Raw genomic sequence first — 26,965 nt, forward strand, 5'->3', positions numbered from 1 at the left:
CGGCACGGAGCGGATCGTCTCGATCCCTCGTTTGAGGATATGTGCCCAAACCGCATAGGGTTTCGAGACGGGGGCCGGGTGGAAGAAATAGGAATCCCATAGTGGTTTGCGAACCACAGGCCGCACATTGGTCCAGCTGTCATTATCCCGGCGTATCAAGGCCTGACGGTGGGACACCGGAGAGTCGGAAGCCCATATTGAGATTCTATGCTGCACTGCACATATAAATGCTCGTGCATTGACAGATCGGAACAGCATGAACCGCAAGAAGGCGCTTCTTCTCATCAATCCCTATTCGCGACGTGGCCGCGAAAACCTGCCAGTTGCGAAACAGCTTCTCGCTCAGGCGGGGTTTGACCTCGTCGAACCGACCGGCACTGCCGGCGATGCATCCGACGCCATCATGGCGCATCGTGACGGCGTGGAGCTGGTGATTGTCGGTGGCGGGGACGGCAGCCTCAACGGTGCCGCGCCCGGCCTGCTGGAAACGCGGCTGCCATTGGGTGTGCTTCCGCTGGGCACGGCTAACGACTTTGCGAGAACGATGGGGCTTCCACTCGATCTTGGCGCGGCAGTCGAGGTCATCGCCAAAGGAAAGACGGTGGCTGTCGACCTGGGACAGGCCAATGGCCACCCGTTTTTTAACGTTGCAAGCATCGGCTTCAGCGCGGATCTGGCTGCCTCGCTGACGCAGGAAGCAAAAAAACGCTGGGGCAAGCTCGGTTACGGCATCATTGCCGGGCGTCTGCTGGCGGGATCACGTCTGTTTACCGCCCATCTGGAACATGACGGCCGAACCGAGGAGCTGAAGACATTGCAGGTTTCGGTCGGCAATGGCCGCTTTTATGGCGGCGGCATGACGGTTCATTCCGAGGCCACCGCGACCGACGGCATGCTCGATTTCTACAGTCTCGAGGTCGATCACTGGTGGCGACTTCTCAGCCTGCTGCCTGCACTGCGACGGGGCACGCATGGTCGCTGGAACGACGTCCGCTCGTTTTCCACCAAGGCACTGACGATCAGGACCAGCAAAAGCCGGGCGGTCAATCTCGATGGGGAATTGAAGACGAAAACACCGGTCGAGTTTGCCATTCTTGAAGGCGCGCTGCGTGTGTTCGTGCCGTGAGGCTCTGTCTCTAAAAGGCCTGCGCGGTCAATCCGTGAGCGGCAATCACATCACGTGAGCACGCACGCATCCGTTTGATGCGCCGACAGGACATCACATTAAAGCGCATCACAGGCTTGCATGGCTTTTTCCAGATCCAGATCGCGCTGGCTCATCAACAATCGCAGGAATGCATCCAGAACCTTGGAGCGGGCGCCATTCTCCGGCTGCAGCAACGTTGTCACAAACGGCATGGAGTGCTCAAAACGTCGCAGAACAAGGTTTGCATTGAGAAAGTCGATGGCAGTCAGCGGATTGACGACGGCGATGCCAACCCCCTGCGCAACCATGGCGCATACACTCGCACTTGTTTGCGTTTCGACGGAGCTGCTGATTTTCAAGCCGTGCTGATCGAGCAGATTGACCAGCCGTTGGGAATAGGCGTCCCCCTCTCCCAGCCGGACAACCTTTTCGCTTGCGAAATCCGTCAGCCGAATAATCTTCTTCGAAGCCAAAGGATGGCTTTCGGGCATAATCACGACTTCATCGCAGCTCGTGAATCGCTGGCTGCGCAAGCCAGGCGCATCCGTCTCATAGGCCGCGACGCCAAGATCGATCGCGCGGTCCCGAACCGCCGAGATGATATCGGATGACAACAGCGGATTAACGGAAACATCGACCTGCGGATAGCGCTTCGAGAATTCGGCGATAATCCGGGCGATGAAACCCTGCGAAAACGCAGGAAGGCAGGCGAAACGCAACTTCCCGACACGGCGGCGCTGAATGTTTTCGGCAACATGGCGGATATGATCGATGCCCTGAAAGGCCTCGTGAACCGCGGTGAATATTTCCATCGCGTCAGCGGTTGGCACCAATCGGCCTTTCTTGCGCTCGAAGAGTACAAGAGTGGTCGCTTGCTCAAGCTGAAATATAGCGCGTGTGATTGAGGGCTGAGACGTATTTAACACGTTTGCGGCGGCGGTGGCCGTTCCGAGTGTCATGACGGAGTGAAACGCTTCAAGCTGACTCATCGTGATCTTCATCGGAACCTATATCAAAAACGCATACACTCCTGATCAAATCATATTGGATTGTATCATCACCTCTGTCTAGCGTTCAGCCGAAGTCCGTGACGTCTCTGCCCATTCTCCATGAATGACCAGGATTTCTGTCACCGGCTTTGTGTGTCTGGCGCGGCCTTCTTCAGTGAATCCGCCGCTGTCGAGGCGGGGATCGAAGTGCTGGTTATTTTCCGGATATGAGGATGGAAACCATGAATGCACCTTTTAAGCCACAGTTGCCTTCCATCGTCGAGAACCTCTCATTTCCATCGTTTGTGCCGGTGCGCTCAAATCTGCTCGCCGCCAAATTCGACCTCATGAAGTTCACACCAGCGAAACGAATTCTGGATGATGCGCTGGCGCGAGGTATCATCCAGCGTGGCGGTCATGTCATCGAAAGCAGCTCTGGAACCTTTGCGCTCGCACTGTCGATCCTGTGCTCGCTGTATGATCTCAAACTCACTCTCGTGACTGGCCCTGTCTCCGACATCGTGAGATGGCGTCTGGAAAATTTGGGAGCGCGTTTGCATATCGTCGAAGCGAGCCGAAACTGTGCTGGCAGCATTCAGCAGGCGCGGCTGGACGTTCTTTACAAACTGCTGGATCAGCACAAGGAAAGCTTCTGGCCGCAGCAATACACCAATCCGCTCAATTCCGCCTCCTATGCTCCGATAGCCAGACGTGCGCTTGAAATTGAACCACGGATTGATGTCATCGTCGGCACAGTGGGGAGTGGAGGCTCGTTGTTCGGTGTGGCCGCAGTTCTCGGCAAGGCCAATCCCAAGCTGAAAGTGGTCGCAGTCGATCACAACAGGAGCGTTATCTTCGGAGCCAATGCAACAAAGATAACACGGATGTGCCGTTAGACATTCGAGCAGATACTTGCGATGGGCGCGGGCATTCCGATGGGAAATGTGAATTTCGAGCTTTGCGATGAAGTCCATTGGGTTCCGGTCCCAAAGATGGTGCAGACAGTGGACGAATTTCACCAGCAAACCGGGTTGCTGGTCGGACCATCCAGCGGCGCGGCCTTGACGGTCGCGCAATGGGCTGCCGATCGTGATCCAGAGAAAAACGTGCTCACCATTCTTCCCGATCACGGGGTTCGCTACGTGGAAACCATATTCAACCCGGCTTGGCGTTCCCAATGGGCGGACGAGATGGAGGTAACCTACGCGTTTCCCAGCAGGATATTATCGCTGGATAAGGTAGGGCATGGATGGTGCCGCATGGAGTGGGATCGACGTCACTTCCATGATCTGACGGGCCACGACCCACAGCCTCGGCCCGCGGGATACAATCCGTGACACATCTTACGGTATCCGGCGATCCCCTCGCCAATGCCAAAGGCGTTGGCTGGGCGGTACTCGCGGTCGGCCTCTTTTCTTTCATGTATGTCTCGGGCAAGCTGACTGGAAATTTTGCTGCGGCAAGCCAGATCGTTTGGCTGCGTTATGTCGGCGGTTTGATAACCGTGTTGGTATTGGCACCGATATGCGGCAGGCGTTCCTTACATTTCCGAACCGGGCAGGTTCATATTCATTTTATCCGAGCCGCGTGTGGCGGGTTTGGTTCCATGGCGGCGATTTATGCGGCAACCCATATGACAGTGGCGAACGCGACCGCAATCGGTTTGCTGGATGGGCTGTTTACTGTCGTTCTCGGCATTCTGCTGCTGGGCGAACGCGTGAGTATCAAGCAATGGGGGGCGGCAGCTATCTGCCTGCTCGGGGCGATGATCATCGTGGCAGGCGGCGGTTTCAGGCTGCAGACAGAAACGTCCATGCTGCTTCCGGCGCTGGTGGCTTTATCCGGCGCGTTACTTGTTGCCGCTGAAAATATTCTCATAAAGAGGCTTGCCCGTTCTGAAGATGCACTCATTGTGCTGTATTATGTAAACCTCTTTGGGGCCGCCTTGTTTGCCATACCTGCCTTTCTGCAATGGCATGGCCTGCCCACGTCCCACACCATCCTTTTCTTGTTACTGGGACCACTCGCAATCGCAGGACAAGCCTGCAACATCCAGGCATTCAAATTGGCGGATGCCGCAGTCATCGGACCGATCCGTTACGTCTGGATTGTGTTTGGAGCAGCGTTTGGATGGCTCCTTTTTCACGAAAAAATCTCAAGCAACGTCTTTCTGGGCAGCATTCTGATCCTGTCTGGAGGCGTGATGTTGGCAACACGCAAACAAGAAAGAGAGTGCAACAAAAAGAGACGGCATCCTGACAAAGCTGCATGAAAAAGACACCGCTCGGCGGCGGCAAGTCGGCCTCAACAAGTATCGCAGTCGCGACGTCGACCTGTTCGTATAGTGATCACCACGATCGTGATTGCGCCGATGACAACGCAATGAATGTCACGAACCGAAGCGCTATCGTGGATGACTTGGCAGCCCTTCTTTCAGACATCGCCTCACCCAATTGTTGGTCGCCTATACCGAATGTTATGGCGACCAACCGGCGCCATATGCGGATGTTTTCGCGATCCAATCTGCATTGGCGATGCAGTGCGAACGGTATGCAGACGAAAAACAGGCGTTCTCGCTGCCAAGAATGTCAGGAAAAATGTTTCCCCTCTCCCGGGAAGTCCTTGTGACTTTAGACTTATCGGGAGAGGGGAATGGTACGGTTGAGTGGGGTCGAACCACCGACCTCAGGTGCCACAAACCTGCGCTCTAACCAACTGAGCTACAACCGCACATCAGACGCTCGTTGCGTCTGCGGCTCACATACGAGGATAAAACTCGTTTTGCAAGCCCCTAACATCCACACATATCATAAAGACCACATGACAGCACATGGTCTTTATGACGGACGCACGAAATCAGGCCGCCTTGAAGCCGGCCATGGCCCGCTCTGCGGCATCACGACCGGGCTTCGCCACCTCTTCGGCCACCTTACGGGTCGCCTCCTGCAGCTCGCGCACGTTTTCCACAGTCAGTTCCGCCTGCTTGCGCACGAAACTCGATTGCAGCTCGATCAGGTCGGAAACGGAACGCACACCCATCAACGCCTGCATATGTGCGATCGACAGATCGGCACTGCCGCGCATCGCATCCGCCGCCTTCATGCCGAGTTCGAACGAACCCGATCGGGCGGAGCGAAACGTGTCCTCCACAGTTTTCGTCGCATCCGCCGTGACATCGCGCAGCTGCGCATAGGCCTCGCGCGACTGGTCAGCGCCCATCTGCGCGGCCTCGCGAAAACCTTGCGCCATGCGGCTCGGGTCGAATGCGGAAAATCCAAAGAAATCATCGGCTTTATAAGCCATATCATGTCCTCCTCGACATCTGTTTGGCGATCAGAAAGTACTCCTCGTCTCTATATTTACATCATCTAATTGTGCATCGCAATATGATTGTGCATCGCACTCTGCGGCGTTAACCCTTTTGCCCGATAGCAAGGTCGCGAAGGTGGACCACAAGCCGCTGTGAAGTTACTAACAATATGTTAACTTGGCTCATCGCCGCGTATCTGGCGCCGCGTATCTGACGAAGGTGCTCCCAGGGTTCGTTCATGTCCGCTGTACAGTATCCGTTTATAGACATTGCCGTTCATTCGCGTATCCGCGCGCGCCTTTCCGGTGGCGAGGCGATCGTCATCTTTTCGCCGGACATGAAACACGCGCTGTGGGCGAACGGACGCGGGGCAGAGCTTTTCGGCCACGAGTCCATCTATGATTTTCTCGATCATGGCACCGAGCCGATGGATGTCTCCTTCCGACAGGCGGAAGGCGCCGCACGCGCACTGAAGAACGACGGCGACAGCCGCTCCTTCATGATGCGTATCACCAGCGGTTTTCAACGCACCACCGTGCAGGCGATCTGTGAACTGATCAGCATCGGGCAGGACCGCGCCATTCTGGTGGCGGCGCCGGCCACCGATGGCGCCATGTCCATCCCCCAATGCGCTGCCCGCATGATCGAGGGGTTCGACGATACCGATACGCATCGCGCCGTGCTGGACCAAAACGGACAGATTCTGGCCGCCTCGCCGCGTTTTGCCACACTCGACCTGACACCGCATACCGCCCGCATGCTGGTCAACATGGCGACAGTCCACAACGAAGGCCTCGTCAAGCGGCCGGTGCCCACCAGCCTTGGTTACCTGCCCGCCGCCATGGGCAGGGTCTCCGACACGCCGGCCATGCATCTTCTCTTCATCGTCGAGCCGGACGCGGATTCGGGCGAGATCATTCCGATGGAAAGCAGAGGCGACGAGCACGACAGCGAACAGGGCGTCATCGTCACCACTACTCCTGCCCCTGAAATCCTGTCCGAAGAGATCGAGCCGGAAGCCACCGTTGCGCAGTCGCCGGTCATCGACGCTTCCCTGCCCGACGTGCATGAAGCGCCTGCCGCCGATGGTTATACCGAAGCACTGGATGCTCTGGCAGACATAACCGAAGTGGATGACGAGCCGAACGAAGAAGCCGAATTCGAGCCGTCCGACGCGACGGTGAGCGCCTCGACCGAAACCGAGCAGGCCATGGCCGATGTGCGGCAGGCGTTGCTGGATAGTTTTGGCAACGCGCCGGATACGGAAGGCGATAACGCGACAATTGCTTCCGAGGAATACCCGGACGCCGAGGATGAGGCCGAAACGCAAGCCGATAGCGATGTGCCGACCGATACGGTTTTGGATGCGGAGGCCGACCCGGTCGTGCCGACAGACTCGGAACCGACGGAAACATTGGTTGCAGCGGAAAACCTGCCGGCGGTGACGGACGAGCCTCAAAGCCCGCCGGCACCGATGTTCTTCGGCACGGCCAGAAGCTCCGGTTCGGAACCCTTCGTCTTCTCGCCCGACATGCGCGCCACGCGCTTTGTCTGGAAGATCGATGCCGAGGGCCGGTTCAGCGAAGTGTCCAGCGAGTTTGCCCGGGTGGTCGGCCCGCATGCGGCCGATATCAACGGGCTTGCGTTTTCGGACCTCGCGGCGCTCTTCAATTTCGATCCTGACGGCAAGATCGCCGAGCTTTTGCGCAAGCGCGATACCTGGTCCGGCAAAACCATCTGGTGGCCGATCGAAGGAACGACGCTGAAGGTGCCGGTCGATCTGGCTGCTCTGCCCACCTATACCCGCAACCGCGAATTCGATGGTTTCCGCGGTTTCGGCATCGTGCGCGTTGCCGATGTGGCGGAAGATTCGCTGGCGATCGGCGTGACGCTGGTGCCGACCGAGGCAGGCAGCGAAACCGACATGGCGCCGGATGAAATGGCGGGCGAGATTGTCGATGACATTGTCGATCTGACTGCTCCGGCATCGACGGATACGGATGCAAATCTGTCGGAGACGGAAGAGGACCCGTTTGCCGGCGCCGCAACCGAGGCTGAAGCAGAAGCCGATTTTGCCGACATGACGGAGGATGCTCCTGATGCGGCAGACGAGCAAAACATCGTTACGGCCGAACCTGTTGTGTTCGACGCTGATACGCTGCCCGCGCCTGCCGAGGAAAAACCGGCGCTTCGCCTTGTTGAAACGCCGGCCCGCCGTCATTCCGACAAGGTCATTCAGTTCGAAGAGCGTCGTTTCCGAAAGGAAGGCCTGACGCCCGGCGAGCAGGCCGCATTCGTGGAGATTGGCCGCCGCCTCGATACGCCGTCCGACGAAAACGAGTTTGACGAGGTCGATACGGTCGCTGCGGCCTATGCCAACGAAAATGCGCCGGTTGAAACCCTCGACGCGGACGAACAGGACGCCGTCCCCGCCACCGACATTTTCGAGACGGACGAGCGGCCGGCCGACACCATTGTCGACGCCGCGGACGATATCGACGACAGTCCGGAGCCGCAGGAAACGGCGGAGGAAGAGACCGTCTCCGATGTCTTGCCGCTGCTCGATCAGGCTGTGACGTCCGAGACCGACGAGGTCGATGCCGAGGATGACAACGAGACTGAAACCGAAGAGCCGGAATTCCATTCCGGCATCCCGGTACGGACGCGGCCCGAACTGACGGCCGAGATTCTCGACCAGATGCCGGTCGCACTGATCGTGCATGCGGGCGACACGCTGTTTCATGCCAACCCGGAATTTTTGCGCCTGACCGGCTATGAAACCCTCGATCAACTGGAGGAATTTGGCGGCCTCGACGCCCTTCTGCAGCGTGACGAGCTCGAGGCTACCACGTCCGAAGCCGGCGGCATGGTCGTGGTGCGTGCCGATGATACGCTGGTGCCGGTCAGCGCTCGCCTGCAATCGATCGGCTGGGACCAGTCGACCGCCTTGATGCTGGCGCTGATGCCTGTGGTAACTCACACCGAGCCGTCGCCGGTGCTTGCCGGTATCGCCGACGAGCCCTCCTCCGAGGCCCTTGAAGACGCGGACCTGCCGGCCGTTGCCGCCGAGGTTTCCCGCCTGCAGGTTGAGGTGGACGAATTGCGTTCCATTCTCGAAACCGCGACAGATGGCGTCGTTATTATCGGGTCCGAAGGGGATGTGCGCTCGATGAACCGGGCCGCGAGCGCGCTGTTTAATTATGACAATGACGAAACGGTGGGCAGGCCTTTCGTCATGCTGTTTGCCCATGAAAGCCAGCGCTCGGTCATCGATTATCTCGGCGGCCTGTCCGGCCATGGGGTTGCGAGCGTCTTGAACGATGGACGCGAGGTGATCGGCCGCGAATCCGGTGGCGGTTTCCTGCCGCTGTTCATGACCATCGGGCGGTTGACCTCGTCGAACGGTTATTGCGCCGTCATCCGCGACATCACCCAGTGGAAGCGTACCGAGGAAGAGCTTCGCAACGCCAAGCGCGCGGCCGAGACCGCCAATGGCCACAAGAGCGATTTTCTGGCGCATGTGAGCCACGAAATCCGCACGCCGCTCAATGCCATTATCGGTTTTGCCGACATGATGGCGACCGAACGGTTCGGACCGATCGGCCATCCGCGTTATATCGAATATGCAAACGATATCGGTCGATCCGGCCGCCATGTGCTCGATATCGTCAACGACCTGCTCGATATTTCCAAGATCGAAGCGGGTGAGATGGATCTCGAATTCGAGGCCGTCGGTCTGAACGAGACCGTGTCGGAAGCCGTGTCGATCATCCAGCCGCAGGCCAACGGCCAGCGGGTGATCATCCGCACAGCGCTGTCACAGGCCGTGCCGCAGGTGGTGGCGGATCTGCGCTCGATCAAACAGATCGTGCTCAACATCCTGTCCAATGCCATCCGCTTCACGCCGTCCGGCGGGCAGATCGTCGTATCGACCGCCTTTGAGGCGAACGGCAGTGTCATCCTGCGCATTCGCGATACCGGCGTCGGCATGACGCGATCGGAACTGGAACTGGCAATGAAACCCTTCCGCCAGGTGACGGGTGCCGCCCGCAAGCGTGGCGACGGCACGGGCCTTGGGCTGCCGCTCACCAAGGCGATGGTGGACGCCAACCGGGCATCCTTTGCCATCTCTTCGGCACCGAACGAGGGAACACTGGTGGAAGTCACCTTCCCCTCGCCGCGTGTTCTGGCCAACTGACAGCAGCGAACCACCACCGGAAGGCGGGCAAAAAAGAAGGCAGCCGAGGCTGCCTTTTTATAAGTTGATGCTGCTGTCCCAACGACGGGAAAAAGTGTCAGACGGCGAAAGAGAGCACCGAAACCGGCGACAATCCACTTTTCCGTTCGACATTAACTTTGCACCAACAGATCTTAACAAACGGTAAAAATTCCCATTATCCGCCAGGTAAAAAGCGCAATTTACGATAAAGAATCACCTATCTCCCGCAAAGAGACAATGATTTGTGTATTTCCGCCGACAAGCGCGCCAAACCGGGACATGTGAGGTTCAGGCGCGAAGTTCGGGAAGGTTGGCAAAAAGCGCCAACGCTTCCGGATTGGCAAGTGCTTCCTTGTTCCTGACCGGCCGGCCATGCACCACGTCGCGCACGGCAAGTTCGACGATCTTGCCGGATTTGGTGCGGGGAATATCGGCAACGGCGACAATCCGCGCCGGCACATGCCGGGGCGAAGCCCCTGCCCGGATGCCGGTCCTGATCCTCTCCTGCAGCATATCGTCCAGCACGACCCCGGAGGCCAAGCGCACGAACAGCACGACACGCACATCGCCCTCGAAATCCTGACCGATGCAGATCGCCTCGGCGACCTCGTCCATCGTCTCGACCTGATTGTAGATCTCCGCCGTGCCGATGCGCACACCGCCGGGATTGAGCGTGGCATCCGAGCGGCCATGAATGATCAGGCCACCATGCCCGGTCCATTCGGCAAAATCGCCGTGACACCAGATATTGTCGAAACGCTCGAAATAGGCGGCGCGGTATTTGGCGCCATCGGGATCGTTCCAGAACATCACCGGCATCGACGGGAATGCCTTCGTGCAGACCAGTTCGCCCTTTTCGCCACGGACCGGATGGCCTTCCTCATCGAACACATCGACGGCAAGCCCGAGGCCGGGCGCCTGAATCTCGCCGCGCCAGACGGGTTTCAGCGGGTGCCCGAGCACGAAGCAGGACACGATATCGGTGCCGCCGGAAATCGAGGCGAGATGCACATCCGGCTTGATGCCCTCGTAGACGAAGGAAAAACCCTCGGGCGACAGCGGTGATCCGGTCGAGGTGATCAGGCGCAGGTGTGACAGGTCATGCGTTTCCTTCGGCAGAAGGCCGGCCTTGCGCACCGCATCGATATACTTGGCCGAGGTGCCGAAGATGGCAAAATGTTCGTCTTGCGCGAAATCGAACAGGACATTGCCATCCGGTGCAAACGGCGAGCCGTCGTAAATGCAGAGTGTTGCGCCCGAGGCAAGGCCTGACACCAGCCAGTTCCACATCATCCAGCCGCAGGTGGTGAAATAGAACAGCCGTTCACCGGGTTTCAGACCGCAATGCAATTGCTGTTCCTTCAGGTGCTGCAATAGCGTGCCGCCGGCGGAATGCACGATACATTTGGGTACACCGGTCGTGCCCGATGAAAACAGGATGTAGAGCGGATGCGAAAACGGCAGCGCCTCGAACTGCGGCTCCTTCGCCTCCAACGGCACGGTAAAGGTCGAAAGCGTGCGACCGTCGGCAAGCGACATCGCAAGCGCATCGGCGTCACCCGCATAGGGGATGACGAGAACCGGCACGCCGAGTGCGCCTTCCACCGCGCGCACCTTGTCCGACACATCCTGCAGCCTGCCATTATACCAGTAGCCGTCACAGGTGATGAAAAGCTTCGGCTCGATCTGGCCAAAGCGGTCGAGCACGCCCTGCACGCCGAAATCGGGCGAACACGAAGACCAGATGGCGCCGATCGAGGCTGCCGCCAACATGGAGGCCACCGTTTCCGGCATATTGGGCATCATGGCGGCGATACGATCCCCTTGCCCGATGTCCATGGCGCGAAAAGCCTGCTGCAAGCGTGATACCGATGCGGCCAGTTCATCCCACGACCAGCGTGTTTCGACCTTGTCTTCTCCACGAAAGATCAGGGCATCATCGGCACCGCTGCGCGACAACAGGTTTTGGGCAAAATTGAGCCTGGCGTCGGGAAAGAAGCGCGCCTGCGTCATGTGACCGTCATCGATGAGAACCGGGCCCGGCCGCTCCCCGCGCACGCCACAGAAATCCCAGACCGCCGACCAGAAATCCGCCCGTTGCGTGATCGACCAGTTGTGGAAATCGTCAGGCCCGGTGAAGCTGCGGCGATGGCGCTCACCGCACCAGCGGATGAACCGCGCAAACGGCGCTTCTGCAAGAGTTTCCGGCGAAGGCGTCCATAAAGGTTGCTGCGATTGCGGCATAAACGAAGTCCTCCCTCTTCTTCCCCTGTATAACATAGGTCAAATTGCGGAAAAGGCGCGCGCAACGCCAGTCTTGCCGGCGCATTTGCATGGGCCAGGGATTTCCGCTAACGAAAGCCGCAGCATTACCGAGGCCCCGAGATTGCGAAGCCATGGGCGCTTCGAGGAAAGCATGTTTCAGTCGCTGATCCATACGCTTAAGACACGCAAACGATACCGTCGGGCAGCCATGCTTGCCGCCGGCGGCGCCGTTGCGCTGGTGCTGGTGTCGCAGGTGGCCGCACCTTTCCTCATTTCCACGTCACTGGTGCGAAACGGCATGGAAAATGCCGTGGAGGAATGGTTTGGGCATGAAGCCACCATAGGCGGCGACCCGGAACTGCATTTCTGGCCACGCCCGCATATCATCCTCAAGGATGTTTCCATCCACGAAACCGAAGATCCGGCTTCGCGCCTGATCGCCCATGTCGACGAGCTTTCGGCCTCGTTCCAGCTGTTTCAGGCGTTTCGCGGCCGGCTCGTTTTCGAAGATTTCGACCTCGTGCGACCCAAGGTTTTCGCCATTCGCCAGGCATCCGGCGATATCGACTGGTCGATGGACGGGCTGCTCGACGATGCAGTGCAGCAGGTCAGACGCAACGCCGGCAACCCGGTTCTGGACGACACGCTCGATGCCGCCATCGGCGAGATCGCCCTCAGGGATGGCACGGTCGATATCAGGTCTGTCAAAGACGGGTCCAGGACCACCGTGACCGCCCTGAACGGCACGGTCGACTGGCCGCATCTTTCATCGGCGATATCCTCCAACCTCAGCGGCACGCTCAATGGCAAGACATTCACGCTGTCCGCGTCTGCTGCACAGCCGTTGACGCTTCTGGCGGGGCGCAATGCCGATGCCGATATCGCGCTCAGTTCGGAACTGTTTTCCGGCCAGTTCAGCGGCACCGCCAATCTGGCGGCCTATGCCTTCCTATCCGGTTCGGTCAGCCTCAACATACCGAGCGTGCCGGATGTTCTCGACTGGCTCGATCTGCGCGTTACCGGTCTCGACCGGTTGCAGCGACTGTCGCTGAATGCAAAGCTGATGACAGCCGGCGATGCCATCCGTTTCGAACAGGTGTCGCTGCAGGCCAACGAAGCCTCGGCCACCGGCATCATGGATCTGTTGGATCAGGACGGCGGAAGACCACGACTGACGGGCACACTTGCCTTCGACAGGCTGAATTTTTCGGCGATTATTTCGGCATTGTCGCCACAACCGCAATCGGCGGATCAGCAGGATGTGACACCCGGCGCACTTCTCGGCGACCTGCTGGATCTGGACCTCAGGCTTTCCTCGGGCGAAGCGCAGCTTGGCCCCTTGCCGCTGCGCGACGCTGCCGTCAGCGTGATCAATACCCGCAACATGGCACGGATCGACCTGGTCGACAGTTCCATCGATGGCGGCCGTCTGACCGGCCAGATCAGTGCGCCGGAAGGCCGCATCATCGACAGCGCCGATCTGCGGCTTTCGCTGCGCGATGTCGATCTGGCAAGCCTGTCCCGCCGGTTTGGCGTGAGCGGGATCGTTCCGGAAGCCAACGGTTCGGCCGAACTGACCCTGCATCTCGACAAGCCGCTCGGCACGGCAACCGCGCAGGACCTTTCCGGTTCGCTGCGGTTATCGGCTCGCAACGGTCGCCTGAGTGGTATCGATATCGCCGCGATCCGCAGGCAGGCCGGACAATCGGCTTATTTTGCCCTCAAGGACGTCAGCGACGGCAGCATCGTGTTCGACCGTATGGATGTTTCGGCAACGGTTGCCGACGGTGTCGCCGAACTGGGGGAAACGCGGCTGGACGGGCCGGACAATCTGGTCGTCTTTAGCGGTCTCGTTCCCTTGGAAACGCAGGGGTTGGCGCTTTCCGCCAATATTTATGGCAAGACCGATGGCACGCCTTCCAATGATCCGCTGACGATGTTCATCGGCGGCGCATGGCCGGCGCCGGTATTATGGCCGATGACCGACCAGCAACAAGTGCCCCAACAGCAATAACGATCAACCCTGCGCCGCCGCGTGTTCATCGCGCTGACGGCGCACCTCGTTGCGTTTGGTGGCGAGCGAGGCTGCGATGACGCCGATCGCCACAAGCCCGATCAGGATGGTGCAGATGGCATTGATCTCCGGCGTCACACCCAGACGCACCTGCGAATAGATCTTGATCGGCAGCGTGGTGGCGCCGGGGCCGGTGTTGAAGCTGGCAATGACCAGATCGTCCAGCGACAGGGTGAAGGCCAGCATCCAGCCCGCCAGCACCGCCGGCAGGATGAGCGGCAAGGTGATGCGGAAGAAGGTTTTGACCGGCGGGCAACCGAGATCGAGGGCGGCCTCTTCCAGCGAGCGGTCAAAGGTCAGCAGCCGTGACTGCACGACGATGGCCACGTAGCACATGGAAAAGGTCGTGTGGGCGATGATGACCGTCCAGAAACCGCGATCGATGTTGAGCGAAACGAACAGCAGCAGCAATGACAGGCCGGTAATGACTTCCGGCATGACCAGCGGCGCATAGATCATGCCGGAAAACAGCAGGCGGCCGGGGATTTTGCGGAACCGCACCAGTGTCAGTGCCGCAAGCGTGCCGAGCACGGTAGCGATGGTGGCGCTGATGACGGCGACACGGGCCGTCACCCAGGCGGCATCCATCAGGCCCTGGTTCGACCACATCTGCTGGTACCAGGTGAGCGAAAACCCACCCCAGACGGTGACCAGACGCGAAGCGTTGAACGAATAGATCACCAGAATGATGATCGGGATGTAGAGGAAGGCGAAACCGAGGGTCAGAACGGTCGCATCGAAACGGGAATTTTTCATGGTTTATCCCGCCTTCTGCTGCTGGTTCTGGAAATAGGCGATCGGGATGACCAGCACCGCGAGCAGTATGACGGCGATTGCCGAGGCAAGCGGCCAGTCGCGATTGTTGAAGAACTCGGTCCACAACGTCTTGCCGATCATCAGCGTATCGGCGCCGCCCAGAAGATCGGGAATGACGAATTCGCCGGTGATCGGGATGAAGCAGATCAGCGAACCGGCAATCACGCCCGGCAGGGACAATGGGAAGGTGATGCGCCAAAAGGCTTTCCACGGCGGGCAGCCGAGATCACTTGCCGCCTCGAGCAGCGTGTTGTCGAGCTTTTCCAGCGCCGCGTAAAGCGGCAGCACCATGAACGGCAGATAGGAATAAACGATGCCGATGAAGACCGCATAATCGGTGCGCAGGATCTGCACCTGCTCGTCAGGCCCCATCAGACCGATCGACTGAAACAGCACGGTCAGCAGGCCTTCCGGCTTCAGGATGCCGATCCAGGCATAAACGCGGATAAGGAACGAGGTCCAGAACGGCAGGATGACCAACATGACCAGCGTCGGCCGGATCGAGCTTTTCGCCCGCGCCATCGCGAGCGCCATCGGATAACCGATCAACAGTAGCAGAAAGGTGGAGATGGCGGCGATGCGCAGCGAGTTGAGATAGGATTTGATATAGAGGCTGTCGCTGGCAAGAAACTCGTAATTCTCGAAATCCAGCTGCGAGAAGAATTCGCCGAACTTGCCAAAGCCTTCGAAGACCGGCGTGTAGGGCGGCATGGCGATGGCCGTGTCCGACAGCGAAATTTTTGCAATGATGACGAAGGGGGCTGCGAAAAACAGCAGCAGCCAGAGATAGGGAATGGCAACGACCAGCCAGCGGGCCGGATTGGGACGGCCTGCGTCGATGACTTCAGGTTCGGATTTTGGCCCGGGTTGCGATTGTGGGGAAAGCGTATCGATCGCCATTGCGCCCTCCTTCAGCGGGTCAGAACCAGGCCGGCATCACGCGACCAGTGCACCCAGACGCGATCCCCGAAGGTGAGCGGGCGATCGACCAGACGCTGGATATTGGCCTGTGCGGCGCGGATGATGCGGCCATCATCGAGCTTGACGAGGAAGAGCGAAAAATCGCCGAGATAACCGATATCGTAAACCTCGCCGGCACCGGCGTTCACCGCGGTCTCGGTGGGCGGATCGATGCCGAGCCGCACCTTTTCCGGGCGGATGGCGAAGGCGACGCGGTCGCCCGTCGTCGCCGGGCATTCCTGATCGACGACGACTTTCAGGCCATCGCAATCCAGCATGACGCCGCCGGTGGCAGCACCCTGATTGGAGACGACGGCGCCCTCCAGAATGTTGATGTCGCCGATGAAGTCGGCCACGTAACGGCTGTTCGGCGCCTCGTAGATTTCAGCCGGTGTCGCCACCTGCATGATGACGCCCTTGTCCATCACCGCGATACGGTCGGAGACGGTCATCGCCTCTTCCTGATCATGGGTGACGATCAGGAAGGTCAGGCCCAGCGTGTGCTGCAGATCGGTGAGTTCGAACTGGGTTTCCTCGCGCAGCTTCTTGTCGAGCGCGCCGAGCGGCTCGTCCAGCAGCAGCACCTTTGGCCGCTTGGCAAGCGAACGGGCCAGCGCCACGCGCTGGCGCTGACCGCCGGAAAGCTGTGAGGGTTTGCGTTTGGCAAACTGTTCCAGCTTTACCAGTTTCAGCATTTCCTGCACGCGGGCTTCGATCTCGCCCTTTGGCAGCTTGTCCTGTTCCAGGCCGAAGGCGATGTTCTTTTCGACCGTCATGTGCGGGAAAAGCGCGTAGGACTGGAACATCATGTTGGTGGGGCGGCGATAGGGCGGTACGCCGGCCAAATCCTTGCCCTGAAGCAGGATGCGGCCTTCGGTCGGCTCCTCGAAACCGGCCAGCATGCGCATCAGCGTGGTCTTGCCGCAGCCGGAAGGTCCGAGCAGCGCAAAGAACTCGCGCTCATAGATATCCAACGTCAGATTGTCGACGGCGACAAAATCACCAAAACGCTTGGTGATGTTTTCGAACCGGATGAAGGGCACCGATGTCGGATCGGTCCAGGGAGAAAATTTGCGTTTTACCGGCCCGAGAGATTTCGCCATGCCTGTCCCCATCTACCCTGATTGTGCTGGCACGCGCCGGTGCCGGATTTGGCAATATTGGAGGAGCGGACCGGGGCCCGCTCCGAGAAGGCATCAGTTGCCGGTCTTGATCTCGGTCCAGACGCGGTTCAGCACGCGCTGTTCCTTAGGGCCGTAAGGCGAGATCGCGAACAGTTTCTTCATGACATCTTCCGGCGGATAGACCGCGGGGTTTTCCAGCACGTCCTTATCGACGAACTTTTGCGAGGCAAGGTTGCCGTTGGCGTATTGTACGACATTCGACGACTTGGCGATGACTTCCGGCTTCATCATGAAGTTGATGAAAGCGTGGGCTTCCTCGACATTCTTGGCGTCGGCTGGAATGGCGAGGTTGTCGAACCAGACGTAAGTGCCTTCCTTGGGGATGACATATTCGACATTGACGCCGTTCTTGGCTTCTTCGGCGCGGTCCTTGGCCTGCAGGATATCGCCCGACCATCCGATGGTGATGCAGGTATCGCCATTGGCCAGTTCATCGATATAGGCCGAAGCGTTGAAGGTGCGCACCGACGGGCGGATCGCCTTGTAGACATCGCCACCGGCCTGAAGATCAGCCGTTTCCTTGCTGTCCGGGTTCTTGCCGATATAGTTCATGGCAATGGCAAAGGTTTCGTCGGACGCATCGAGAATGTTGATGCCGCAGGCTTTCAGCTTTTCCGCGTTTTCCGGCTTAAACAGAATGTCCCAGCTATCGACCGGCACATCGCCGAGGGCAGCCTTCACCTTGTCGACATTATAACCGATGCCGGTGGTGCCCCACATGTAGTTGACGGCATATTCATTGCCGGGGTCATACTTGGCGAGACGCTCGGAAACGTCCGGCCACATATTGGAAATGTTCGGCAGCTTGGTCTTGTCGAGCTTCTGGAACACACCGGCCTGAATCTGGCGGGCGAGGAACGGACCGGTGGGTGCCACGACATCGTAACCGGAACCGCCGGCAAGCAGTTTTGTCTCGACCACGTCATTGTTGTCGAACACGTCGTAGACAACCTTGATGCCGGTTTCCTTGGTGAACTCTTCCAGCACCGATTCATCGATGTAATCGGACCAGTTGTAGACATGGACCGTGCGCTCCTGCGCGAAGGCGGCGGTGGCCATGAGCGTCGTGGCAGCAGCGGCGGTCAGAAGACGAAGCAGATGCGGTCTCATGAATTCTCCTGTTTTATGAAGGTTGGCCATTCAGCGCGCCAAGCCTTGTTTCCCTCTTTATGCGTTTGTTTTGTGCAAGAGTATGAAGGAACATCGCTACCCACAAGCAAAAAGCTGCATTGCAGCAAAGACTTCCAAACTGCCTAGCGAAAATCGAAGGCGCTGAGACCGGTTGCCATTTCATCCAGCCCCAGAGGCCGCGTCACCGGTGGCTCGGCGCGGGAAAGACAACCGCGCCTTTCGCACAGGCGACAGGCAGTGCCGGCAAGCACGGTTGCGCCCGGCAGGCCAGCCGCTTCGCCATAAACGGTTTCGCGTGCGGCCTCGAAATCGCAGCCGACAAGGATGGCGGTACGGCGCACGCGTTCGTTGAACCCGGCCTGCGGCCCCTCAAGCGTGCGACAGACCGTCAGGTAAGCCGAACCATCTGGCATTTCGACACGATCGACCAGAATTTGACCCGGCTGCGCAAAGGCAGCATGCACGCCAAGCTTGGGACAGTGCCCACCGAATTTGGCATGCGGATAGCCTTGCGCACCGGCGCGGCGCAGCCGGTTGCCGGCATTGTCGATCTCGAAGAAGAAGAACGGCAGGCCGGACGCACCGGGCCGGGCCAGCGTCGCCAGCCGGTTTGCCGACTGTTCGAAAGAGACGTCGAAGCGAGACCGCAGCACATCGATATCGTAGCGGGCGCGCTGGGCTGCGGTGAGGAAAGCGCCATACGGCATCATCAGTGCGTGGGCGGCGTACCGCGCCAGTTCGAACCGGGCGATGCGTTTTGCCTCGCCGCTCGACAAGGCCAGATCTTCCAGTTCGGCAGCAATCGCCTCCCCCAGCGCCAAAAGCGCCACTGCCATGGCAATCTCGCGCAGACGGTCGCTGGCGGACAGGCGCTCGGAGAGAAACAGCCTCAACGAATGGCGGTCGTAACGGCGTTTCAGATCGGGCATGACATGCACCGGTAGCGAGCGCACGACAATGCCGTGGCGGGTTTTCAGCCAATTTCTCAACGCGGACGCAAGATCATCAACGGGGACAAGTTCCGCGACAAAAGCCTCTGCCGCATCCTCGATCCGGGCAAAGAAATTGGGGCGATGTTCGAAACGATCCCGCACCTCGTCGGCCGGCAGACGCGTCGCCGCCATGCCGGTTTCGTGCCCTTCCCTTGCCAGCAGTTCGGCGAGATCGGAAAGACGTGTGGCCTGTTCGCGATAGGCCCGGTACAGCTTTAAAATTCCGCCGGCCGTGTTGGGCGCGGCATCGGCCATCTCCACCAACTCCTGATCGCCCGGCAGTTCGCCGGAGAGCAGCGGATCGCGAAACACATCGCGCAACTCGCCGACCATGGCGCCGTCATCGCTTTGCAATGCCTCGAGATCGACCTTGTAGGTGGAAGCAAGTCGCAAAAGGAGCTGCACGGTCAGCGGCCGCTGGTTTCGTTCGATCAGGTTGAGATAGGAAGGCGAGATCTCCAGCCCCTCCGCCATCGCCGCCTGCGTCAGCTCCAGCCCCAGCCGGATGCGCCGGACCTTTGGCCCGGCAAAGATCTTCCGTTCCGCCATTCGCTCTCCTCCCAAAGAAACAATCGGCACAACATTTACAAAAATTGACAAAGCCACTTTCTGCTTTGTCAACTTCAGTACATCTCGACCCTTTTACTGCCGAAACACTGCGGAATTGATTAGATACAATTCTGCACCTTCTGTAAATTCCTTGACATCGGATAACTCACCGAAGCCTAAGGGAGTATGGCATGACTGAATTTTACAACATTGTTCCGACTGCACCGGAAGGTCGTTACAACGGCATCAAGCGCCCCTATTCCGCTGAGGATGTGAAGCGGCTGCGCGGCTCGGTCACGATCCGGCATTCGCTGGCGGAGGCAGGCGCCAACCGGCTCTGGTCGCTTCTGCACAGCGAGGATTTCGTCAATTCGCTGGGCGCGATGACCGGCAACCAGGCCATGCAGCAGGTGCGCGCCGGATTGAAGGCGATCTATCTCTCCGGCTGGCAGGTGGCGGCGGACAGCAACACCGCATCGTCGATGTATCCCGACCAGTCGCTTTACCCGGCCAATGCCGCGCCCGAACTGGCACGCCGCATCAACAGCACGCTCCAGCGCGCCGACCAGATCGAGACGGCGGAGGGCAAGGGCTTGTCCGTCGAGACATGGTTTGCGCCTATCGTCGCCGATGCCGAGGCCGGTTTCGGCGGTTCGCTCAATGCCTTCGAGATCATGAAGGCGTTCATCGAGGCGGGCGTTGCGGGTGTTCATTACGAGGACCAGCTGGCATCGGAAAAGAAGTGCGGCCATCTGGGCGGCAAGGTGCTGATCCCCACCGCTGCGCATATCCGCAACCTTACCGCCGCACGGCTGGCCGCCGACGTGATGGGCACGCCGACGCTCGTCATTGCCCGCACCGATGCGGAGGCGGCCAAGCTGCTGACCTCCGACATCGATGAGCGAGACCAGCCGTTTGTCGATTACGATGCCGGCCGCACCGTCGAGGGTTTTTATCGGGTGCGCAACGGGCTGGAGCCGTGCATTGCGCGGGCCGTTGCCTATGCGCCCTATTGCGACCTGATCTGGTGCGAGACATCGAAGCCGGATCTGGAACAGGCGCGCAAATTCGCGGAAGGCGTCCACAAGGTCCATCCGGGCAAGCTGCTCGCCTATAATTGCTCGCCGTCGTTTAACTGGAAAAAGAACCTTGATGACGCGACGATCGCCAAATTCCAGCGGGAGCTGGGGGCGATGGGCTACAAGTTCCAGTTCATAACGCTGGCCGGTTTCCACCAGCTGAATTTTGGCATGTTCGAACTGGCGCGCGGATACAAGGACCGGCAGATGGCCGCTTATTCGGAACTGCAGGAAGCGGAGTTTGCCGCCGAGGTTCATGGCTATACCGCAACCAAACACCAGCGCGAGGTCGGCACAGGGTATTTCGATGCCGTGTCGGTGGCGATCAGCGGCGGGCAGTCTTCAACGACAGCCATGGGAGAGTCGACGGAGCACGCGCAGTTTCGGCCGGCGGCTGAGTAGCGGAGTTTTCCGTCGCGACCAACAACAGCCCCTCACCCTAACCCTCTCCCCGCCTGCGGGGAGAGGGAACTTGCCCCACGCATCGTTCAGGAGACCTGAGGCGGTGCGGCACATCCCTTCTCCCCGCCTGCGGGGAGAAGGTGGCGGCAGCCGGATGAGGGGCGGCCGCGAACGCCATGAAACCATCAAAAACCACAGAGAGGAGAAACCACCATGAACATGCACAACCCGATCCCCCAGACAGCGCCCATCCAGACCCACGTCAGGGAACGTGCCGAGGAGCAATCCTCCAGCATGAGTTTCGAGCAGCAGGCGGCCATCCGCTCGCTGGCCAATGATCTGCACCGGCTGAACCATTCGGTCATGAAGGCGGTCGAAGCAGGCGTTTCGGTCGAACTGGTACGCTCTGCCCGCCATCACGGTGGTGACGGACAATGGGGCGATCTCTTGATCCCGGTCGTGGTTGCCCGTGGCAATTGACCGGGCGGGCATCGCGAATAGCCCTCCTCCTGCGTCATCCGCCCTCGGGTTTAACCCGAGGGTTGAGCCGGGATCTAGCCAGTCCAAGTCCTTGGGCTGAAAAGACTCTCTCGCCGCGCAGACGCGCGTCGGCTGGATCCCGGCACAAGGCCGGGATGACGCAATAATGGAGCCGGTCCTCATCCAATCAACGCCGACAGTCGGCCCTTCCCGAAACACCAAAGGCCGGGCATATCCCCAGCCCGGCCTTTGGTCGATGTGTAACAGCCTAAGTTATCAGGCGGCGTAACGCTTCTGGCCGGCACCGTGATCGGCTTCGATGCGGAACTGCTGCACGAGCATCATCAGCTGATTGGCCTCTTCCGCAAGAACATGGCTGGCAGTGCTGGTTTCTTCCACCATCGCGCCGTTCTGCTGGGTCATCTGGTCCATGCGGTTGACCGACTGGTTGATGTCCTGCAGGGCGGCCGACTGGTCGCGGGCGGCAGTGGCGATGGTTTCCACATGCTTGCTGATGCCGGTGATCTGTTCGCTGATCGTGGCGAGAACCTGACCCGTCTGCTGCACGAGACCGGCGCCATTGCTGACCTCGTTGCTGGACTGGTTGATCAGCGTCTTGATCTCGCGGGCGGCATCGGCCGAACGCTGGGCGAGTTCACGCACTTCCTGTGCGACAACCGCAAAACCCTTGCCGGCTTCACCGGCACGCGCGGCTTCGATACCGGCGTTCAGTGCCAGAAGGTTGGTCTGGAAGGCGATATCGTCGATCACTTCAATGATCTGTTCGATCTTCTTCGATGCTTCCTCGATACGGTCCATGGCCTCGATGGCATTGTTGACGACGGTGCCGGAACCATCGGCGTTCTGCTTGGTCTTGGCGACGGCATCATTGGCTTCACGCGCACGCTCCGCCGAGGAGCGGACGGTGACGGTGATCTCGTCGACGGCGGCAGCAGTTTCCTCGAGCGAGGCAGCCTGGCTTTCCGTGCGCTTGGCAAGGTCGGCGGACGACTGGCTGAGTTCGCCACTGTTGCGCTGGATGGCTAGCGTGCTTTCACGGATGCGCGACAGCGTATCACGCAGGCGTTCGATCGAGCCGTTGAAATCGACGCGGAGCTGTTCGAGACGGCCAGTGAAGGCGCGGTCGATCTTGACCGACAGGTCACCCTGCGACAGACGGGCAAGCGCTGCACCAAGCTCGGTGACGGCGAGGCTGATCTGGCTGTCGATTTCCTGCTTTTCGGCATCGTTGCGGCGGCGATCGGCATCGGCGCTGGCACGGTCGTCGGCGCTGCGGGCTTCGATCAGGCGTTTTTGGCGGGCGTTATCGCGAAAGACTTCGAGAGCGCGGGCGATGTTGCCGAATTCGTTGCGACGATCGAGATAAGGCACGTCGGTATCGGTGCCTTCCGCCATGGTGCGGATCGTGCCGGTGAGCACGCTGAGCGGCTTGACCAGATGACGGATGGCGAAGAAACCGAGCAGGCCCATGGCAATCAGCGCCAGGATGCTGGTCACGGCCATCTGGGTGACGGCAGTGGACAGCTGGGCGAAATAGACCTCCATCGGAATACCGATGAACATGACGCCGGTGACCACGTTGGCCTTGTCCTTGATCGGGAAATAACCGGTCATGAAATCACGGCCGAACAAAGCGGCCTGACCGAAATACGGCTGACCGGAGGCCAGTGTCTTCTGGGCGGGGTGTTCGGCGGCCAGCTTGGTGCCGACGGCGCGCTCACCCTTTTCGGTCTTCACGTTGGTGGAGACGCGCACATAGTCGCCACCGTCCTTGCGGAACACCGTTGCAACGCCGCCGATGGATTCAGCCGTGCGATCAACCAGAGAATGGTTTTTGAACTCGATCGGACCGGCGCTGGTGATGCCGGTGACCTCACCGTCCTTGACGGCGATATCGGAACCTTCCGCCTCGACTTCATAAAGAACGCCCATGGCGCGCACAGCACTATGCGCATCTTCCACAGCATTGCCCATGATGTCCGAACGCAGGTTCAGATAGGTCATTCCAGACAAAGCTGAAATGGAAACGAAAACAAGGAAAAGACAAAGGCTGACGATCCGTGCGACCACGGATGACGGCAGAAAGTTTAACATACGACGACCCCCAAATGCGAATTACCAGTAGTAATTGAGGGGCTATTTAATTCAAAATGCGTAAAAACTTACTGAATCTGCGTTTTGCCATTAAGGCCGCAGCAATCTAAACTGGAACGATCCCAAAATTGGCTCAAGAGTACCGTCGGCGAAACTCAATGAGAGCATCGATACATCCGAAAGAACATCTCGCCTTTATTAGGCGGACATCAGAGAACTTGCGAAATCGTCAGTATTGCAACAATTGCACTGACTGCAATGATCGACAGGCGGAGTTTGATATCTGCGGTGGATTCAGTCTTTGCAATGGCGATGGCACGAGCACGACGACGGTTCTGCATCAAGATAATCCCGACTGGAGAGGTTTCGATCGCCGCCGTGGCGACGATCAGCGCTTCACAATAGATAAGAATCCATGACTGTGCGCGCATTAAGGCAGGATGTCGCAGCTCTATTAAAAAGTGCTAAAAGATATCCCCGGCATCAGAACAGTTCCGACAGCGCCTCGCCGCAAGCATGGCCGGATGCCCAGGCCCATTGGAAATTATACCCGCCGAGCCAGCCGGTGACATCCACGCACTCGCCGATGAAATAAAGGCCGGGCACGTTCTTGGCCTGCATGGTCTTTGAATCGATCTCCGATGTATCGATACCGCCTATGGTCACTTCGGCGGTCCTGTAGCCTTCGGAGCCTGCCGGAACGATAGTCCAGTCCTGTACGGACGCCGCCAGCGCTTCGAGCTTGCGATCGCCCTGATCCGCCATCTGGCCGGTCATGCCGGCATTTTCGGTCAGGAACTGTGCCAGACGTTTCGGCAGGATTTCGCCCAGCACCGTCTGCGCCGCCTGTTTGCCATTGGCTTTTCGCCCGTTTTTCAGGCGCGCGGCGATATCGATATCGGGTTCGATCGACAATCTGATCGCATCCCCTTCCCGCCAGTAGGACGAGATCTGCAGGATGGACGGGCCGCTGATGCCGCGATGGGTGAAGAGCAGAGCTTCGCGAAACGATGTCTTGCCGTGTTTGACTTCGGCATCGACGGCAATGCCGGAGAGCGGCGCCAGTTTTTCCAGCAGCAACGGATCCAGCGTCAGCGGTACGAGACCGGGGCGGGTTTCGGTAACCTTGAGGCCGAATTCGGCCGCGATGCGATAGGCAAAGCCGGTCGCGCCCATTTTCGGGATCGATTTGCCGCCGGTGGCGATGACGACGGCATCGGCCTCCACAGTGCCATTCGCGGTCAACACGCGAAAACCGTCCGGGGCTTTTTCGATGGCGGAAATTTCCGTGCGCAGTTCAAGAATACCGCCAACCGTCCGCAACTCGTCGAGCAGCATATGGATGATATCCTTGGCGCTATCGTCGCAGAACAGCTGTCCGAGCGTCTTTTCATGCCAGGCGATGCGGTGCTTTTCGACCAGATCGAGGAAATCGCGCGGTGTGTAACGCGCCAAGGCGGACTTGGCGAAATGCGGATTGGCCGAGAGATAGTTTTTCGGGCCGGCATGGATATTGGTGAAGTTGCAGCGGCCGCCGCCGGAAATGCGGATCTTTTCGGCGGGGTTCTTGGCGTGATCCAGCACGAGAACGCGTTTGCCGCCCTGCCCGGCGCGGATCGCACACATCAGCCCGGCCGCACCGGCACCAAGGATCACCACGTCAAATCTGCGGGCCAAACCGAAAACTCCTGAAACGAGCGGCGTTTCTGTTGCGATCACGTCCCGGTGTCAATGCCGATCGCGGTATTGATCGACAAGTCACCTATCGCCAATTGCCACAAGGTGACTATTATAGAGTTCCCGAGCAACGTTTCCGGTGAGCCATGCCGCCCAAGAAAAAGCCGACGCCTTCCGCCCCCAAGCCCAAAATCCCGGCCGCAGTTCTGGATAGCCGACGCGGGGTGAAATCCTGGCAGGAGGCCGCCGCATGGCTGAAAGTGCGCGGCATCGAGGATGTCGAATGCATCACGCCGGACCTTGCCGGCGTGCCACGCGGCAAGATGATGCCGGCGTCGAAGTTCACCAGCAACACTTCACTGGCGCTGCCATCCGCGCTTTACCGCCACACGATTTCGGGCGAATACCCGGATGAGACCGGCAACTTCCGTTATGACAGCCGCGACAGCGACATCAAGCTTGTGCCGGATCTTTCAACGCTCTCCGTCGTGCCATGGGAAAGCGACCCGACGGCGCAGGTGATCTGCGACATCGTCGGCGCCGATGGCAAGAACGTGCCCTATACGCCGCGCAACGTGCTGAAGCATGTCGTAAAGCTCTATTCGGATCGCGGCTGGAAACCCGTCGTCGCTCCGGAAATCGAGTTCTATCTCGTCGCCGTCAACGAGGACCCGGATTATCCGCTGCATCCGCCAAAAGGCAGGTCGGGCCGTTCGATTTCCGGTGGCCAGAGCTATTCCATCGCCGGCATCAACGAATTCGACGAGTTGATCGACGACATCTACCATTTTTCCGAAAAGCAGGGTCTGGAGATCGACACCCTGATCCATGAGGAAGGTCCGGCGCAGCTGGAAATCAACCTTCGCCATGGTGATCCGATCCAGCTGGCCGACCAGGTGTTTCTGTTCAAGCGCACCATTCGCGAGGCGGCGCTGAAACACGGCATCTATGCCACGTTCATGGCGAAACCGATGCAGGGGCAGCCGGGGTCTGCCATGCACGTTCACCAGTCAGTGGTCGATATCAACACCGGCAAGAATGTCTTCTCCAATGAGGACGGCACGCCTTCGAAGGAGTTTTTCCACTTCATCGGCGGCATGCAGAAATTCGTGCCGAGTTCGCTGGTCATGCTGGCGCCTTACGTGAATTCCTATCGCCGCCTGACGCCGGACATGGCCTGCCCGGTCAACAATGCCTGGGGTTACGACAACCGCACCACCGCCTTCCGCGTGCCGGTGTCCGATCCGTCGGCGCGGCGTGTCGAAAACCGCCTGCCGAGTTCGGATGCCAATCCCTATCTGGCGCTGGCGGCTTCGCTCGGCTGCGGCCTCTTGGGCATTACCAAGGAAATCCAGCCGACCGAACCGACCTCGGATACCGCCAACGAAGGCTCGATCGAACTGCCGCGCGGCCTTCTGGAAGCGCTGGCGCTTTTGGAAAACGAACCGGCCTTCGAGGAGGTTTACGGCTCCGAATTCATCAATATTTATGCCGGGGTCAAACGCGGCGAATTCGAAACATTCATGCAGGTGATCAGTCCCTGGGAGCGTGAATTCCTGTTGCTGAACGTTTGAAG

At 59.3% G+C, this 26,965-nt stretch carries 20 protein-coding genes and 1 tRNA gene; 9 read left to right on the forward strand and 12 right to left on the reverse strand.

The genetic code is table 11. The features are described from left to right. Window positions 1-256 precede the first annotated feature (256 nt). Window positions 257-1,126 (forward strand): lipid kinase, encoded by an 870-nt coding sequence (locus tag ACRQ1B_RS09000; protein ID WP_432293248.1) that lies wholly within the window; start codon window positions 257-259, stop codon window positions 1,124-1,126. Between the two features lie 98 nt (window positions 1,127-1,224). Here the strand turns inward: ACRQ1B_RS09000 and ACRQ1B_RS09005 are convergent, their stop codons facing one another. After that, window positions 1,225-2,136 carry a LysR substrate-binding domain-containing protein gene (locus ACRQ1B_RS09005; protein WP_432293249.1) on the reverse strand — a complete coding sequence of 304 codons (912 nt, stop codon included), beginning with the start codon at window positions 2,134-2,136 and terminating at the stop codon, window positions 1,225-1,227. A gap of 233 nt (window positions 2,137-2,369) precedes the next feature. Between ACRQ1B_RS09005 and ACRQ1B_RS09010 the strand changes: the two genes are divergently transcribed. Genes ACRQ1B_RS09010 through ACRQ1B_RS09020 form a run of 3 tightly spaced genes read left to right on the forward strand, consistent with a single transcriptional unit; the run spans window position 2,370 to window position 4,408 of the window. Further along, the gene (locus ACRQ1B_RS09010) at window positions 2,370-3,032 is read left to right on the forward strand and encodes a pyridoxal-phosphate dependent enzyme (protein WP_432293250.1); all 663 of its coding nucleotides are present in this window, start codon (window positions 2,370-2,372) and stop codon (window positions 3,030-3,032) included. Between the two features lie 21 nt (window positions 3,033-3,053). Next, the gene (locus ACRQ1B_RS09015) at window positions 3,054-3,473 is read left to right on the forward strand and encodes a hypothetical protein (RefSeq protein WP_432293251.1); all 420 of its coding nucleotides are present in this window, start codon (window positions 3,054-3,056) and stop codon (window positions 3,471-3,473) included. Further along, window positions 3,470-4,408, forward strand: a complete 939-nt coding sequence (locus tag ACRQ1B_RS09020; protein WP_432293252.1) for a DMT family transporter — start codon at window positions 3,470-3,472, stop codon at window positions 4,406-4,408. Before ACRQ1B_RS09015 ends, ACRQ1B_RS09020 begins: the two co-directional genes overlap by 4 nt. Before the next feature lie 381 nt (window positions 4,409-4,789). Here ACRQ1B_RS09020 and ACRQ1B_RS09025 read toward each other — a convergent pair. Together ACRQ1B_RS09025 and ACRQ1B_RS09030 are read right to left on the reverse strand one after the other, a co-directional pair. Continuing rightward, window positions 4,790-4,866, reverse strand: a tRNA-His gene (locus ACRQ1B_RS09025). 126 nt (window positions 4,867-4,992) lie between these two features. Continuing rightward, the gene (locus ACRQ1B_RS09030; protein ID WP_432293253.1) at window positions 4,993-5,439 is read right to left on the reverse strand and encodes a phasin family protein; all 447 of its coding nucleotides are present in this window, start codon (window positions 5,437-5,439) and stop codon (window positions 4,993-4,995) included. 245 nt (window positions 5,440-5,684) lie between these two features. Here ACRQ1B_RS09030 and ACRQ1B_RS09035 point away from each other — a divergent pair, with 245 nt between their 5' ends. Next, entirely contained in the window at window positions 5,685-9,644 is a 3,960-nt protein-coding gene (locus tag ACRQ1B_RS09035; protein WP_432293254.1) for a PAS domain-containing sensor histidine kinase, read from the forward strand. A gap of 309 nt (window positions 9,645-9,953) precedes the next feature. Here the strand turns inward: ACRQ1B_RS09035 and ACRQ1B_RS09040 are convergent, their stop codons facing one another. Further along, complete coding sequence (locus tag ACRQ1B_RS09040; protein ID WP_432293255.1) at window positions 9,954-11,909, reverse strand: acetoacetate--CoA ligase; 1,956 nt, start codon at window positions 11,907-11,909, stop codon at window positions 9,954-9,956. Between the two features lie 172 nt (window positions 11,910-12,081). Here ACRQ1B_RS09040 and ACRQ1B_RS09045 point away from each other — a divergent pair, with 172 nt between their 5' ends. After that, window positions 12,082-13,944, forward strand: a complete 1,863-nt coding sequence (locus ACRQ1B_RS09045; protein ID WP_432293256.1) for an AsmA family protein — start codon at window positions 12,082-12,084, stop codon at window positions 13,942-13,944. 3 nt (window positions 13,945-13,947) lie between these two features. On the opposite strand, the gene ACRQ1B_RS09050 is transcribed toward ACRQ1B_RS09045, so the two are convergent. The 5 genes from ACRQ1B_RS09050 to ACRQ1B_RS09070 all read right to left on the reverse strand — a co-directional run bounded on the left by ACRQ1B_RS09050 (window position 13,948) and on the right by ACRQ1B_RS09070 (window position 19,636). Next, window positions 13,948-14,760 (reverse strand): ABC transporter permease, encoded by an 813-nt coding sequence (locus ACRQ1B_RS09050; protein WP_432293257.1) that lies wholly within the window; start codon window positions 14,758-14,760, stop codon window positions 13,948-13,950. A gap of 3 nt (window positions 14,761-14,763) precedes the next feature. After that, on the reverse strand, window positions 14,764-15,720 hold the full coding sequence (locus ACRQ1B_RS09055) for an ABC transporter permease subunit (protein ID WP_432293258.1): 957 nt from the start codon (window positions 15,718-15,720) through the stop codon (window positions 14,764-14,766). An 11-nt stretch (window positions 15,721-15,731) separates the two neighbouring features. Then, window positions 15,732-16,883: an ABC transporter ATP-binding protein gene (locus tag ACRQ1B_RS09060; protein ID WP_432293259.1), complete on the reverse strand. Its 1,152-nt coding sequence runs from the start codon at window positions 16,881-16,883 to the stop codon at window positions 15,732-15,734. A 93-nt stretch (window positions 16,884-16,976) separates the two neighbouring features. Next, window positions 16,977-18,074 carry a polyamine ABC transporter substrate-binding protein gene (locus ACRQ1B_RS09065; protein WP_432293260.1) on the reverse strand — a complete coding sequence of 366 codons (1,098 nt, stop codon included), beginning with the start codon at window positions 18,072-18,074 and terminating at the stop codon, window positions 16,977-16,979. Window positions 18,075-18,217: 143 nt separating this feature from the next. Further along, window positions 18,218-19,636, reverse strand: coding sequence for a helix-turn-helix domain-containing protein (locus ACRQ1B_RS09070; protein WP_432293261.1), 1,419 nt, complete (start codon window positions 19,634-19,636; stop codon window positions 18,218-18,220). A 191-nt stretch (window positions 19,637-19,827) separates the two neighbouring features. Here ACRQ1B_RS09070 and aceA point away from each other — a divergent pair, with 191 nt between their 5' ends. Both aceA and ACRQ1B_RS09080 read left to right on the forward strand, forming a co-directional pair. After that, window positions 19,828-21,117, forward strand: coding sequence for an isocitrate lyase (gene aceA / locus ACRQ1B_RS09075; RefSeq protein WP_432293262.1), 1,290 nt, complete (start codon window positions 19,828-19,830; stop codon window positions 21,115-21,117). Window positions 21,118-21,330: 213 nt separating this feature from the next. Next, window positions 21,331-21,597 carry an SMc00767 family acetate metabolism repressor gene (locus tag ACRQ1B_RS09080; RefSeq protein ID WP_432293263.1) on the forward strand — a complete coding sequence of 89 codons (267 nt, stop codon included), beginning with the start codon at window positions 21,331-21,333 and terminating at the stop codon, window positions 21,595-21,597. A 276-nt stretch (window positions 21,598-21,873) separates the two neighbouring features. Here ACRQ1B_RS09080 and ACRQ1B_RS09085 read toward each other — a convergent pair whose 3' ends face one another. From ACRQ1B_RS09085 to ACRQ1B_RS09095, 3 genes are all read right to left on the reverse strand, one after another. Next, window positions 21,874-23,712, reverse strand: coding sequence for a methyl-accepting chemotaxis protein (locus ACRQ1B_RS09085; protein ID WP_432293264.1), 1,839 nt, complete (start codon window positions 23,710-23,712; stop codon window positions 21,874-21,876). Between the two features lie 209 nt (window positions 23,713-23,921). Continuing rightward, window positions 23,922-24,143, reverse strand: a complete 222-nt coding sequence (locus ACRQ1B_RS09090; protein ID WP_432293265.1) for a hypothetical protein — start codon at window positions 24,141-24,143, stop codon at window positions 23,922-23,924. A gap of 52 nt (window positions 24,144-24,195) precedes the next feature. Beyond that, a complete protein-coding gene (locus tag ACRQ1B_RS09095) occupies window positions 24,196-25,389 on the reverse strand; it encodes a BaiN/RdsA family NAD(P)/FAD-dependent oxidoreductase (RefSeq protein WP_432293266.1) in 1,194 nt (397 codons plus the stop codon). Between the two features lie 146 nt (window positions 25,390-25,535). On the opposite strand from ACRQ1B_RS09095, the gene ACRQ1B_RS09100 reads away from it, so the two are divergent. After that, entirely contained in the window at window positions 25,536-26,963 is a 1,428-nt protein-coding gene (locus tag ACRQ1B_RS09100) for a glutamine synthetase family protein (protein ID WP_432293267.1), read from the forward strand. The last annotated feature ends 2 nt before the right edge of the window (window positions 26,964-26,965 follow it).

Source organism: Endobacterium panacihumi, from assembly GCF_050847465.1.
Taxonomy (GTDB): domain Bacteria; phylum Pseudomonadota; class Alphaproteobacteria; order Rhizobiales; family Rhizobiaceae; genus Neorhizobium; species Neorhizobium panacihumi.